13 protein-coding genes are annotated in these 12,318 nt (G+C 61.8%); 5 read left to right on the top strand and 8 right to left on the bottom strand.

The features are described from left to right. The first annotated feature begins 136 nt into the window (after positions 1-136). Positions 137-1,087 (top strand): transaldolase, encoded by a 951-nt coding sequence (gene tal, locus M0D65_RS28335; RefSeq protein WP_266255521.1) that lies wholly within the window; start codon positions 137-139, stop codon positions 1,085-1,087. A 236-nt stretch (positions 1,088-1,323) separates the two neighbouring features. After that, positions 1,324-1,743 carry a VOC family protein gene (locus tag M0D65_RS28330; protein WP_266255622.1) on the top strand — a complete coding sequence of 140 codons (420 nt, stop codon included), beginning with the start codon at positions 1,324-1,326 and terminating at the stop codon, positions 1,741-1,743. Between the two features lie 12 nt (positions 1,744-1,755). On the opposite strand, the gene M0D65_RS28325 is transcribed toward M0D65_RS28330, so the two are convergent. From M0D65_RS28325 to M0D65_RS28305, 5 genes are all read right to left on the bottom strand, one after another. Then, positions 1,756-3,000, bottom strand: coding sequence for an FUSC family protein (locus M0D65_RS28325; RefSeq protein WP_266255520.1), 1,245 nt, complete (start codon positions 2,998-3,000; stop codon positions 1,756-1,758). Between the two features lie 124 nt (positions 3,001-3,124). After that, the gene (mctP, locus tag M0D65_RS28320) at positions 3,125-4,675 is read right to left on the bottom strand and encodes a monocarboxylate uptake permease MctP (protein ID WP_266255621.1); all 1,551 of its coding nucleotides are present in this window, start codon (positions 4,673-4,675) and stop codon (positions 3,125-3,127) included. Beyond that, on the bottom strand, positions 4,675-4,914 hold the full coding sequence (locus M0D65_RS28315) for a DUF3311 domain-containing protein (protein ID WP_091018530.1): 240 nt from the start codon (positions 4,912-4,914) through the stop codon (positions 4,675-4,677). The genes mctP and M0D65_RS28315 overlap by 1 nt, the downstream gene beginning before the upstream one ends. A 243-nt stretch (positions 4,915-5,157) precedes the next feature. Then, positions 5,158-6,081 carry a spermidine synthase gene (locus M0D65_RS28310; RefSeq protein ID WP_266255519.1) on the bottom strand — a complete coding sequence of 308 codons (924 nt, stop codon included), beginning with the start codon at positions 6,079-6,081 and terminating at the stop codon, positions 5,158-5,160. Between the two features lie 122 nt (positions 6,082-6,203). Then, complete coding sequence (locus M0D65_RS28305) at positions 6,204-7,298, bottom strand: porin (protein WP_266255620.1); 1,095 nt, start codon at positions 7,296-7,298, stop codon at positions 6,204-6,206. Positions 7,299-7,598: 300 nt separating this feature from the next. Here M0D65_RS28305 and M0D65_RS28300 point away from each other — a divergent pair, with 300 nt between their 5' ends. The 3 genes from M0D65_RS28300 (at position 7,599) to M0D65_RS28290 (ending at position 8,992) form a co-directional block, all read left to right on the top strand. Then, positions 7,599-7,889, top strand: coding sequence for a DUF1330 domain-containing protein (locus M0D65_RS28300; RefSeq protein ID WP_091018536.1), 291 nt, complete (start codon positions 7,599-7,601; stop codon positions 7,887-7,889). Between the two features lie 31 nt (positions 7,890-7,920). After that, positions 7,921-8,616: a mobilization protein gene (locus M0D65_RS28295; RefSeq protein WP_091018538.1), complete on the top strand. Its 696-nt coding sequence runs from the start codon at positions 7,921-7,923 to the stop codon at positions 8,614-8,616. A 97-nt stretch (positions 8,617-8,713) separates the two neighbouring features. Beyond that, positions 8,714-8,992: a YlcI/YnfO family protein gene (locus M0D65_RS28290; RefSeq protein ID WP_266255518.1), complete on the top strand. Its 279-nt coding sequence runs from the start codon at positions 8,714-8,716 to the stop codon at positions 8,990-8,992. Between the two features lie 31 nt (positions 8,993-9,023). Here M0D65_RS28290 and M0D65_RS28285 read toward each other — a convergent pair whose 3' ends face one another. From M0D65_RS28285 to htpG, 3 genes are all read right to left on the bottom strand, one after another. After that, the gene (locus M0D65_RS28285) at positions 9,024-9,509 is read right to left on the bottom strand and encodes a DNA-deoxyinosine glycosylase (protein ID WP_266255517.1); all 486 of its coding nucleotides are present in this window, start codon (positions 9,507-9,509) and stop codon (positions 9,024-9,026) included. Next, positions 9,509-10,192 carry a chorismate lyase gene (locus M0D65_RS28280; RefSeq protein ID WP_266255516.1) on the bottom strand — a complete coding sequence of 228 codons (684 nt, stop codon included), beginning with the start codon at positions 10,190-10,192 and terminating at the stop codon, positions 9,509-9,511. The genes M0D65_RS28285 and M0D65_RS28280 overlap by 1 nt, the downstream gene beginning before the upstream one ends. Positions 10,193-10,374: 182 nt before the next feature. Beyond that, positions 10,375-12,273, bottom strand: a complete 1,899-nt coding sequence (gene htpG, locus M0D65_RS28275; protein WP_266255514.1) for a molecular chaperone HtpG — start codon at positions 12,271-12,273, stop codon at positions 10,375-10,377. Positions 12,274-12,318 lie beyond the last annotated feature (45 nt).

Genomic DNA, 12,318 nt, shown 5'->3' with positions numbered 1-12,318 from the left:
GGAGCCGCGCTTCGCGGTAACATCGAACGCAATGCCACGTGAGCGCTTCGGGATGACCGGTAGGCACGCCTGCCGGTCGTCGGTTCGGCAACTTCACCCTTTTTGACCACGCGCCCACGCGCCTGGAAGGCCCGCTATGACTACCGCACTCGATCAACTCAAGCAGTACACCGTCGTCGTCGCCGATACCGGCGATTTCCAGCAGCTTGCCCAGTACAAGCCGCGCGACGCGACCACCAACCCGTCGCTGATCCTCAAGGCCGTACAGAAAGACGACTACAAGCCGCTGCTCGAAAAAACCGTGCGCGACCACGCGTCGAAGCCGGTTGGCGCGATCATCGACCGTCTGCTGATCGCGTTCGGTACCGAAATCCTGAAGATCATCCCGGGCCGCGTGTCGACCGAAGTCGACGCGCGACTGTCGTTCGACACCCAGGCGTCGATCGATAAAGGTCGTGAAATCATCAAGCTGTATCAGGACGCCGGCATCGGCCGCGAACGCATCCTGATCAAGCTCGCGTCGACGTGGGAAGGCATCCGTGCCGCCGAGGTACTGCAAAAAGAAGGCATCCACTGCAACATGACGCTGCTGTTCTCGCTTGCCCAGGCCGCTGCCTGCGCGGAAGCGGGCGCACAGCTGATCTCGCCGTTCGTCGGCCGTATCTATGACTGGTACAAGAAGTCGGCGGGCAGCGCGTGGGATGAAGCGAAAGACGGCGGCGCGAACGATCCGGGCGTGAAGTCGGTGCGTCGCATCTATGGTTACTACAAGACGTTCGGCTACAAGACCGAAGTGATGGGCGCAAGCTTCCGCACGGTTTCGCAGATCACCGAACTCGCCGGCTGCGACCTGCTGACCATCAGCCCCGACCTGCTGCAAAAGCTGCAGGACAGCAACGATACGCTCGAGCGCAAGCTGTTGCCGGACGCGAAGGACGCCAGCGCAACGCGCGTAGCGGTCGACGAATCGTCGTTCCGCTTCCAGCTCAACGACGACGCGATGGCCACCGAAAAGCTTGCGGAAGGCATTCGCACCTTCGCCGCCGACGCAGTCAAGCTGGAAAAGCTGATCGAAGCGCTGCGTTAAACGCGACAGCCTCACCTCCCCTGCACCGCGCACGGTCCCACAGGCCGTGCGCGGTTTTTCTTTGTAGCTGGCTCAGAGTCGCCTCGTAGCGGCGCGCCTGCGTTTCGTTCGAATCCCCACGTTGCCCCCGAAGTTTCGTCACAGGATGCACTGCGGCGAAGCCTACAATCGTGAGCTCGGATGCACGGCGCATCGACGCCGCGCGTACCGTCACGTCAACGATCCAGGAGACGATCATGTACGTCCAGCCTTATCTGTTCTTCAACGGCCGCTGCGAAGAAGCGCTCGAGTACTACCGCGACAAACTCGGTGCGCAGATCCTGCTCAAGATGCACTTTCGCGATGCGCCGCCGAACCCCGATCAGCCGATCAACCCCGCCCTCGCCGACAAGGTCATGCACACGTCGTTTCAGATCGGTACGACCGTGCTGATGGGTTCGGACGGCGACTGCAACGCCGCAGCGCCCCAGCCGGCCGGCTTCTCGCTGTCCCTGACCGCCGACGACGAAGCATCCGCAAAACGCTACTACGATGCGCTGGCGCAAGACGGCAAGGTCACGATGCCGTTCCAGAAAACGTTCTGGGCCAAAGGCTTCGGGATGCTGGTGGATCGCTTCGGCATTGCGTGGATGGTTTCCGTGCCCGAACCGGAATAACCGACAACGAGCTTACTGCGGTGACGCAGGCGGCTTCGTGTGGGCATCGATGTTCCAGTGCGCCTCGGTCTGTGCGAGCAGCGCGCGCAACTGCTCGACCTGCTCCGCGAGCCGCAACCCGAGCCAGTAGGGCCCCTGCAGGTCGGCGGGTAGGTCGGGCTGCGGATCGGCCGGCAGATTCGTCGCGGGATCGATCGGCGTACCGGCGACTGTGACCGGGGCCGGCGGCGCTTCCGGCATCCTGAACCGCGTCGCGCCTGCGAAGCGCAGCGCCCGCGCCGAGCCGAGCAGCACACCGCGCACCCGATGCCACTGCGGGCCGCACTGCTGCGCGAAAGCAGCACGCGCCGCCGCATCGACGTGCGTGAGCGTGCCGGTCGTCATCATCTCGAGCGCGCTCAGCATCGAACGATGCAGCCGCTGAATGTCGTCCAGCGTCGACTGCGGCACATCGATTTCCTTCGCCACCGACGGTATCAGCGCGCGCAGTTGCACGAGCCGCGTGCCGAGTCGCAGGAACGTGCGGGTCTGCTCATCCCCGGACAACGCCGCACCAACCGCGCCGCCGCCCACCATCCGCGTGTAGATACGCGCGCATTCGCGCAGGTTGTCGGCGAGCAGATAGCGCCACGAATACGTCGCATAGAGCGGCAACGCGAACGAAAACGCCAACGCGATAACGATGCCGATCAACACGTTCGCCGTGCGCCACAGACCGACATCGATTGCGTTGTGGCCGTGGCCCGCGACGATCACCATCGTGATCGCGGTCAGCAGCGCGAGATAGCCTGCCTTGCCGATCGCGTACCAACTGCACACGCCAGCGATCAGCGACATCAGCACATAAGTGAGCGGTAACGAGCCAATCAGGTGCTGCTGGATGATCAGCCCGAGCCCGATCGTTGCGCCGAGCAGCGTACCCGCCGCGCGCTCGGCCGCTTTCTTGCGGATATTGCCCTGATGCTGCAAACCGCCGATCACCACCAGCAGCGTCACCGATGCCCACACGCCGTTCGGAATGTCGATACCGGTCGTGGCGAGAATCGACACGAGCATGGCGAGACCAACGCGCACGCCGTGAATCAGCTTGGCGTGCCGGTAGCGATAGAACGGCGACGTCGCAATGCGCCAGAGCCGCGCAAAGCGCGAGCGCGGCGAACGCGGTGCAGGCGACACGGGAGCGGCAGCGGAACCTGAACGGTCAGGATCGGGATCGGGATCGGGATCGGGATCGCGATCGGGAGTGGGCAAAGCCATGAGACGAACCGGTGACGCGTGGACGATAAGGCCGATTATCGCGCCCGGCAAAAGAAAAGCCCGCAACTTTCGTTGCGGGCTCACGTGTCTTGCGCACAGCGACGTGTCGCCGCTGCGCGAATACTCAGCTTTCCACTACGTCCAGATAGTCCTCGGGCCGCGTGCGATCTTCTGCGCGCTTCATGCCGACCACGCGCACCAGCGCGCTCACGACAACCGAGACCACGAGATTCACGATCAGCGACCACACCGCCGCATAACCCGGAATCGCGAGATCGCCGATATGGATCGTGTAGATCGAGCTTTTCAGGCTCAGCGAGACCGCCATCCACGTGCCCACGCCGATACCGACCGCCCAGCCGATCAGCAGGCCGCGGTGATCGAGCTTGCGCGTATAGAGACCGAGCACGATGGCAGGCAGCGTCTGGATGATCCAGATGCCGCCCAGCAACTGCAACTGGATCGCGTACGTAAGCGGCAAACCAAGGATGAACGCAACCGCGCCGACCTTGACGATCAGCGACACCAGCTTGGCGACACCGGTTTCCTGGTCGTGGGTCATATTGCGGTTGATGAACTCCTTGTGGATGTTGCGCGTGTACAGGTTGGCCGCCGCAATCGACATGATCGCCGCGGGCACCAGCGCACCGATGCCGATCGCTGCGAACGCGACGCCGACGAACCACGAGGGGAAGAAGTGCAGGAACAGCGCGGGCACCGCGAAGTTGGGACCGAACGCCTTGAAGTACGGCGCGAACTCCGGCATGTCCTTCACACCGGACGCGAGCGCCATGAAGCCGAGCAGCGCGAGCAGACCGAGTACCAGCGAATACGCCGGCAGCATCGCCATGTTGCGGCGGATCGTATTGCCCGATTTCGACGACAGCACCGCGGTGATCGAATGCGGATACAGGAACAGCGCAAGCGCCGAACCGACCGCGAGCGTCGCATACGCGCTATAGCCGTTCAGACTCGATGCATCGGGAGCCTTCAGCAGCAGCTTGGCTGGCGGCACCATGCTGAAGATATGGCCGAAGCCGCCCATCTGCGCGGGAATCACGATGATCGCAACCGCGATCGTGATGTAGATCAGCAGATCCTTGACGACCGCGATCATCGCCGGTGCGCGCAGACCCGACGTGTAGGTGTAGGCCGCAAGAATCGCGAACGCGATGATCAGCGGCAGATCGCCCACGAAGCCCGTCGTATCGAAACCGAGTGCGCCGATCACCACTTCGATACCGACCAGTTGCAACGCGATGTACGGCATCGTCGCGACAATGCCGGTGACGGCGATCGCCAGTGCGAGCATCCGGCTGCCATAGCGTGCGCTCACGAAGTCCGCGGAAGTCACGTAGCCCTGGCGTTTCGCAATGCTCCACAGTTTCGGAAACACGACGAACGCGAACGGATAGATCAGGATCGTGTACGGCAGCGCAAAGAAACCGGTTGCGCCCGCGCCGAACACGAGCGCCGGCACCGCGACGAAGGTGTAGGCGGTGTACAGGTCGCCACCCAGCAGGAACCAAGTGACGATCGTGCCGAAGCGCCGGCCGCCCAGGCCCCATTCTTCGAGATGGGTGAGATCGCCGCGCCGCCAGTGTGCCGCGATAAAGCCGAGAATCGTCACGCCGATAAAGAACAGGACGAAAACGAAGGTTGCGGTGGTATTCATCATGCGCCGTCCCTCGTATTAGCGTTGCCGGAACGGGTCTTGGTCTTGAAGTACACGACTGCGGTAATCACGGCGCTGATCAGCACCCACAGCAGCTGGTACCAGTAGAAAAACGGAAAGTCGAAAAGTTGCGGTTCGACCTTGTTGTAGGACGGCACCCAGATCATCGCGATCCATGGAAGCAACAACAGCCAGAGCCAATGCCGGCCCGGCTTCTTCGCGTCGGCGTCGTGAGCCATGACGTCTCCTCTTACCTTTTATTGAATTGTGGCCCGTGTCCGACGGGCACACGACCCGAAAATGAATCGCCCACGGGCGCCCCGAAAGCTTCGAAAGAGTATAGGAGTCGCGAACACGCGGTCAAGCGGGGCCGACCCGGACAAAAGCCCCGCCGGACAAGGGTGAGCACCTCGCGCGGTCATGGCGAGCGGGGCACGCAGATCTGGCCTGGCGCCCGCTTCGTCTGACGCTGCGTTTGCCGATCAGATCGAAAACGTACCGTCCTGACCCGACGATTCCTGCAGCCCCTTCACCCACTTGCGGGCCGGCAGGTCGAGCTTCTTCTCGATCAGCTTCGCGCGTTGTTGCAGTTGCGCGAACGGTACCTCAAGCGCCGGGCCCGAGAACGCGAGCGCAATGCGGTTGCCTTCGTGCACCTCGGGCAGCGCGATCACGCGGCCTTCGAAGGCTTCGTTCAGACGCTTCATGTTGCGCTCGAAGCTCGGGTGATCGCCGAACAGATTGATGGTCGCAATGCCCGCATCGGCGAGGCACGCCCGCACCGCACGATAGAACGCCACACTGTCGAGCACCGGGCCGCGCGCAGTCGCATCGTAGACGTCGATCTGTATGGCGCCGATCGTGCCGTGATTCGCGCGGTCGTTGACGAAGTCCCACGCGTCGGTTTCGTGCACCGTGAGGCGCGCGTCGTCGGACGGCAACTCGAACATCGTGCGCGCGGCGACGACGACGGCCGGATTCAGTTCGACCGCTTCGACGTGCGCGCGCTTCAGGAAGCGATGCGCAAACTTCGTCAACGCAGCGGCGCCGAGGCCCAGTTGCACGATGCGGCGCGGTGTTTCGAGAAACAGCAGCCAGGCCATCATCTGCTGCGCGTATTCGAGTTCGAGATGCTGCGGCTTTTTCAGGCGCATCGCGCCTTGCACCCATTCGGTACCGAAGTGCAGATAACGCACACCGCCCTCTTCCGAGAACGTCACTGGAGCGAAACGCGGCTTGCGCGGCACGTCGATTTTCGGTGCGCGGCTCAGTGCTTCGTCGAAGGCGTCGTCGCGCGACGCGCGCGGTTTCGTGCGCGCGATTTTCTGCCTGGTTTGCGCGGATTCGTTCTGGTTGCGGCGGAAGGCGCGCGCTTCGGCGGAAGCGCGCTTGATCAGGTTGGTCATGAACGGGGTTGTGCCGGAGGCGTAATTTTTAGTCGAACGAGAGCATAGCATCCCGCGTCTCGCCTACCGCATCCGACCCACCCCGTACCGCCCGGCTTACACCGGGCTGCCTCGACGCGATGTCAGAACCGGTGGCGAATGCCCACGGTCGCAGTAGCCTGCCGGTTGGAACTGGAGTCCCCCGTGGCCGAGCCGATGACGGCAACCGCCGGCGTGCCCGCCGGGTCTTGCTTGCCCGATGCGGCCGTGTAAGCCACCCATGCGTAAAGATCGGTACGCTTGCTCAGCGAATAATCCGCTGCAACGGCGAACTGGTTGTACTTCGCCGACGAGTTGCCGCTCGACTTCAGGTACACGTAGCCGACCTGGGTCTGCAGCGCGGGCGTCGCCTGCCACACGGCATAGACCGAACCCGTGTTGTACTTTTGCGTCTGCTTGAACGTCGAGCTTCCGTCCACCGTGTATTCCGCGTAGCTGTAGTAGCCACCCAGGGTCACCGAACCGAAGATGTAGTTACCCGCGATACGCGCATCGTTGATCGATGCGGCCGTGGAATACGCACCGTTGACGGACGTGTTGAACAGCGAATCCCAGGTCGTGGTGCCGCGGTTCGCGCCGCTGCCGTTGCTGATGTGGAAGTAACCCGCGGCCACGTTGACGGGGCCCGAGGTATACGCGGCGGCTGCCGCATAGCTCTGACCCGAGCCGGTTGAGCCAGCCACGCCACCCAGCGAGTACATCAGTTCGAACTGGAGACCGGACAGGGACGGCGACGTGTACTTGAGCGAGTTATTGACGCGCGCGCTGTTGTCGGAGTTATCGATATCGCCCGGCGAGATGAAGATGCCACCGAGGTAGCCGTCGCCCTGCAACGGCTGGATCAGGTCGACCAGCGGATCGTATTGACGACCGGCCGTGAGCGTCCCCCACTTGTCGCTGCTCAAACCGACGAACGCCTGGCGACCGAACATCCGGCCGCCTTGACCGAGCCTGCCGTTCGTCGAGTTAAAACCGTTCTCCAACTGGAAGACGGTTTTCAGACCGCCGCCGAGATCTTCGGAGCCTTTCAGGCCCCAGCGGCTACCGGACTCGTTGCCCGACGTCATGCCGACGAACCGGCCGCCGCCCTGGTTGGAAACGTAGGTCAGGCCGGTATCGATGATGCCGTACAGCGTTACGGTATTTTGTGCGTGAGCAATGCCGCTGATGCCAAGCATTGCCAGAGTCAGAGTAGTCAGTGTGGTCTTCACGAGCGCGTCCTTGGTTTTTTAGTGAAAGGGCGGAGCGCAGAATAACCGTGAACGAACCTTCGACAATAAAATTGTTGGGTAAACGCAACCTGATTTTTATTTAAATGAAAGTATGTTTGAAAGCTTTTTGTCACTGTGACAAAGAGAGAACCGAGGGTATGCCCTGGCAATCGGACATTGCTATTGCGCCGCCCTGCACGCCCTGAACGTGCCACCGTTTCGTGGCATCATCACACGCACCCTCACACCGTTGCAGGAGCGTACGACATGGCGACTTACATGGTTTTCACACGGGAAAGCACGCAGGATCAGGCAGAACTCGACACTTACATGCGCAAGGTCGGCGCGACCTTCAAGGGTCACCCGGTCAAGACGCTCGCGGCGTACGGCCCGCAACAGGTCCTGGAAGGGGATGCGCCTGAAGGCGTGGTGATCGTCGAATTTCCCTCGACCGCAGAAGCGCGCGCCTGGTACGACAGCCCTGCATACCAGGAAGTCGTGCAGCATCGTTTCAAAGGGGCGCGTTATCGCGCGGTGCTCGTCGAAGGCGTGCGATGACGACTGACTCCACGACAAAGGGCCTGTAGAAATGAGCTATATCCACTTCATTGGTGGTGAAAAAGGCGGTGTCGGGAAATCGCTTGTCGCCCGCGTGTTGGCACAGCATTTCATCGATCGGAACGTGCCGTTTCTGGGTTTCGATACCGACAAGTCGCATGGTGCGCTGTTGCGGTTTTATTCCGACTATGCGGCGCCGGTCGCGACTGACCGGCATGACAGTCTCGACCCGATCATCGAACACGCGCTCGACGATCCGCAGCGGCGCATTCTGGTCGACCTCGCGGCGCAGACGCAGCACTCGCTTGCAACATGGTTCGACGATTCCGATGTAATCGCGCTTGCAGAAGAGCACGGGCTCACGCTGAAGTGGTGGCATGTGATGGATACCGGGCGCGATTCGGTGGATCTGCTGCGGCAGTGGCTCGACCGGTTCGGCGGGCGGGTGAAGCTCGTGCTCGTCCTCAATGAACTGCGCGGCGATCGCTTCGAGATTCTGGAAGCGTCCGGTGAGCGCCAACGCGCTGAAGCGCTTGGCGCGAGTGTGATTTCGCTGCGTCGGTTGCCTGATACAACGATGCAGAAAATCGATCGGCACAGTGCGAGTTTTTGGGCTGCGGTCAATCACCCGGATCGTGACAGCATCGGGTTCGGTGTGCTGGAGCGACAGCGCGTCAAGGTGTGGTTGCAGCGCGCGCATAGTGAGATGGGTAGGCTTGCTTTGTAGGGGGTGGGGCCGGGGGTGGAACACCGGCCTGGCTGAGTTGCACTAGTCCGGTCGGCGGCAGACAATGCAATGCAATTGCCACGCCTCGGGAGCCATGATGAAGTCCGCCCGCTTTCCATCCATCCGGGTTGAACCGGAACTACGCGACGCCGCCGAAAGTATCCTCGGTGAAGGAGAAACGCTGTCGGGTTTTGTCGAGCAATCGGTCCGCGAAGGCATCGAACGTCGTCGCACCCAAAGCGAATTCATTGCCCGTCGTATCGCATCGCGCGAAGCGGCGAGACATACCGGCGACTATGTCGCCGCGTCCGAAGTGTTGAACACACTGAACCGTCGACTCGACACCCTTCGCGACACGAAACAAAAACCTCGATGACATACGCCGCCCGGTTCACGCGGGCGGCATCCTATTGCCGCAACTGCCGCCAAAACACGAGTTTCTCCGCGTAGGAAACCGAAGCATGCGCAGGACTGCTCGACGGCAAACGCAAAAGCCGATAGCGTTCCGCGCGCTCACCCAGCGATTTCACACCGATTCTGGCCGCGGTCCCACCATTGAACGCGATGGTCACCAGCTTCGGCAACGTATCGATCAGCGCGATCAGATCGTTACTCGCATGGTCACGTATTCGACTATCGAGACTTCCAACTCGCTGCGCTTCAGCAACGACATCCCATAGCCCGATGTGATGTTCGAGCAACGCATCGAGCCGGGCCGGATAGTCCATACCCACCAGATCTCGTTCGATCACATCGCCGACAAGCAGCCAGAACTTGTTCTGCTTGTGCGCGTAGTACTGCGACTGCGCCAGCGACACTTCCCCCGGCAGGCTACCCAGCACCAGCACGCGGGTGTTCGCATCGACGACCGGCGGAAAGCAGCGCTTCTGCATCAGGAAGCCTCGCCCTCGCGAGCGTCCCGCGGCGGCATTGCGTGGTGAGCACGCGATGCCGTATGCCCAAGCGCGCGTCCGTGGTCGCGCGGATGCGTCGACACACGCTCCGCATGCCCTTCCGAAGTAGCAGCCAGATGCCGCCACAGCGCGGGCAACATACACTCGGTCACCATCAGCGGTGCGCCGTACCGCTCGAACACCGAGCGACGCGCAACGAGCGCATGCGGCAACACCTCATCGCTTGCGTGTGCAGCCAGCCGATACAGCGGATGCCGCGCAACCAGCCTGCGGCTCACGAGCGACGAGCGCGCAACCGTGCTGTCGCTATACAGCAGTTCGGCGAGCGGTCGTATGCGCAACCGGCGAATCGATTGCCACACGCCGACGCTCGCTGCAAGCGGCACGATGCTGTGGGCGGCGACGAACGGCACGCCGTCCACTGAGAGCACCACTTCGCGCACCCACACCGGCGCGCGCGGCACGACCGCGAGTGCCGCATGTTCATCGGCCCACGGCTGCGCGACGGCCTCACGCGTGACACGCACGGCGACCTCGCCGAGCGTGCGCAGATGCGCGGTCAGCGAACCGCCGCGCGTGAGCCAGTCTTTCTGATCGGTACTGAAACAGGGTAGCGGCGTGACGCGCCAGTGGGCGTCGGCTGCATCGAAACGAAGGATCATGGCCGCCATTATAGGGCGACCGCCTGAGCGCGCGCAGCGAACGCGACTTAGTCACACGCACGCGATCGATACAAAAAACGCTGCCCTGGGGCAGCGTTTTCGAAGTGCAACATATCTACGAAGTTCATGTCGTGGACAACGCATCGTTGCCCGCCCCACACGCTCCGCTCAAAACATAAAACTCAACCCACCCGCGCCAGCAGCAACGCGTTGGTCCGCTTCACGAAGCTCGCCGGATCGTCGAGCGAACCGCCTTCAGCGAGCAGCGCCTGATCGAACAACAGATGACACCAGTCGGCGAAATCGGCATTCTCCGCATGCAAGCCCTTCACAAGCGCGTGCTCCGGATTGACTTCGAGAATCGGTTGCGCGGCCGGTGCATTCTGCCCCGCGGCCTTCAGCATGCGCTGCAGGTAACCGCTCATGTCGCCATCGTCGGCAACGAGACACGACGGCGAATCGGTCAGACGGAACGTGAGCCGCACGTCCTTCGCCTTATCCTTCAGCGCTTCCTTCATCCGTTCCACGAGCGGCTTCAGTTCCTCGCCGACCTTCTCCTGCGCTTCCTTCTCTTCGTCGTTCAGCGCGCCGAGGTCGAGGTCGCCACGTGCGACGCTAGCCAGCGGCTTGCCATCGAACTCGTTCAGGTACGACAGCATCCACTCATCGACGCGATCGGTGAGCAGCAGCACTTCGACGCCCTTCTTGCGGAACACTTCGAGATGCGGGCTGTTCTTCGCGGCCTGGAGTGTATCGGCGGTGACGTAGTAGATCTTCGTCTGTTCGGGCTTCATCCGCGCGACGTAATCGGCGAGCGCGACGTTCTGTTCGGCGGTATCGGTGTGCGTCGATGCAAAGCGCACCAGTTTCGCCACGCGTTCGCGGTTCGCGGAGTCTTCGCCGACGCCTTCCTTCAGCACCTGACCAAACTCATTCCAGAACGTCTTGTACTTGTCCTTGCCGGCATCGTCTTCGGCGTTCGCGAGTTCTTCGAGCATCGACAGCGTGCGCTTCGTCACGCCTTCGCGGATCGCCTTCACATCGCGGCTTTCCTGCAGAATTTCGCGCGACACGTTAAGCGGCAGATCGCTCGAATCGACCACGCCCTTCACGAAACGCAGATACGACGGCAGCAGTTGTTCGGCTTCATCCATGATGAAGACGCGCTTCACGTAGAGCTTCAGCCCGCTGCGATGATCGCGGCTCAACATATCGAACGGCGCGCGCGCGGGCACATACAACAACTGCGTATATTCGCTGCGGCCTTCGACGCGGTTATGCGTCCACGCAAGCGGATTCTCGTGATCGTGCGCGAGATGTTGATAGAACTGCTGGTACTGCTCGTCGGTGATGTCGCTCTTCGCACGCGTCCAGAGGGCGCTTGCCTGGTTGACGGTCTCGTCTTCGTCCTTCGTGACCATCTCGCTCTTTTCCGCGTCCCACTCTTCCTTCTGCATCAGGATGGGCAGCGCGACGTGGTCCGAATACTTCTGGATGATCGACTTCAGTCGATACGACGACAGCAGTTCGTCTTCTTCAGGACGCAGATGCAGTGTGATCGTCGTACCGCGTGCGGCACGCTCGATCGTCTCTACCGCGAAATCGCCTTCGCCTGCGCTTTCCCAGCGCACACCTTCGCTGGCGGGCAGACCCGCGCGACGGGTTTCGACCGTGATGCGGTCCGCGACGATGAAGCCTGAATAAAAGCCGACACCGAACTGGCCGATCAGCGCCGCATCTTTCTGCTGGTCGCCGGACAGCTTGCCGAAGAACTCCTTGGTACCCGAGCGCGCGATCGTGCCGAGGTTCGAGACCGCTTCGTCGCGGCTCATGCCGATACCGTTGTCGTCGAGCGTGATGGTGCGCGCGGCCTTGTCGAACGACACGCGAATCCGCAAGGTCGGATCGTTCTCGTACAACGCAGCGTTTTCGATCGCTTCGAAGCGCAGCTTGTCGGCCGCATCGGATGCGTTCGAAATCAGCTCGCGCAGGAAAATTTCCTTGTTGCTGTACAGCGAATGAATCATCAGGTGTAGAAGCTGTTTCACTTCTGCCTGAAAGCTCATGGTTTCCTGGGCCATGTCGGACTTCCTCTGTGTATTGCTGGTTTATTCGGTGGAAACTAT

Source organism: Paraburkholderia sp. CHISQ3, from assembly GCF_030464945.1.
In the GTDB taxonomy this organism is placed as follows: Bacteria; Pseudomonadota; Gammaproteobacteria; order Burkholderiales; family Burkholderiaceae; genus Paraburkholderia; species Paraburkholderia megapolitana.
Note: the sequence above shows the minus strand (reverse complement) of the source record. Positions and strands in the feature narration are given on the sequence as shown.

Excerpts from the sequence above, each read along its gene's own strand:
- tal (WP_266255521.1), top strand. The coding sequence starts at position 137 with ATGACTACCGCACTCGATCAACTCAAGCAGTACACCGTCGTCGTCGCC.
- M0D65_RS28330 (WP_266255622.1), top strand. The coding sequence starts at position 1,324 with ATGTACGTCCAGCCTTATCTGTTCTTCAACGGCCGCTGCGAAGAAGCG.
- M0D65_RS28325 (WP_266255520.1), bottom strand. The coding sequence starts at position 3,000 with ATGGCTTTGCCCACTCCCGATCGCGATCCCGATCCCGATCCCGATCCC.
- mctP (WP_266255621.1), bottom strand. The coding sequence starts at position 4,675 with ATGAATACCACCGCAACCTTCGTTTTCGTCCTGTTCTTTATCGGCGTG.
- M0D65_RS28315 (WP_091018530.1), bottom strand. The coding sequence starts at position 4,914 with ATGGCTCACGACGCCGACGCGAAGAAGCCGGGCCGGCATTGGCTCTGG.
- M0D65_RS28310 (WP_266255519.1), bottom strand. The coding sequence starts at position 6,081 with ATGACCAACCTGATCAAGCGCGCTTCCGCCGAAGCGCGCGCCTTCCGC.
- M0D65_RS28305 (WP_266255620.1), bottom strand. The coding sequence starts at position 7,298 with ATGCTTGGCATCAGCGGCATTGCTCACGCACAAAATACCGTAACGCTG.
- M0D65_RS28300 (WP_091018536.1), top strand. The coding sequence starts at position 7,599 with ATGGCGACTTACATGGTTTTCACACGGGAAAGCACGCAGGATCAGGCA.
- M0D65_RS28295 (WP_091018538.1), top strand. The coding sequence starts at position 7,921 with ATGAGCTATATCCACTTCATTGGTGGTGAAAAAGGCGGTGTCGGGAAA.
- M0D65_RS28290 (WP_266255518.1), top strand. The coding sequence starts at position 8,714 with ATGAAGTCCGCCCGCTTTCCATCCATCCGGGTTGAACCGGAACTACGC.
- M0D65_RS28285 (WP_266255517.1), bottom strand. The coding sequence starts at position 9,509 with ATGCAGAAGCGCTGCTTTCCGCCGGTCGTCGATGCGAACACCCGCGTG.
- M0D65_RS28280 (WP_266255516.1), bottom strand. The coding sequence starts at position 10,192 with ATGATCCTTCGTTTCGATGCAGCCGACGCCCACTGGCGCGTCACGCCG.
- htpG (WP_266255514.1), bottom strand. The coding sequence starts at position 12,273 with ATGGCCCAGGAAACCATGAGCTTTCAGGCAGAAGTGAAACAGCTTCTA.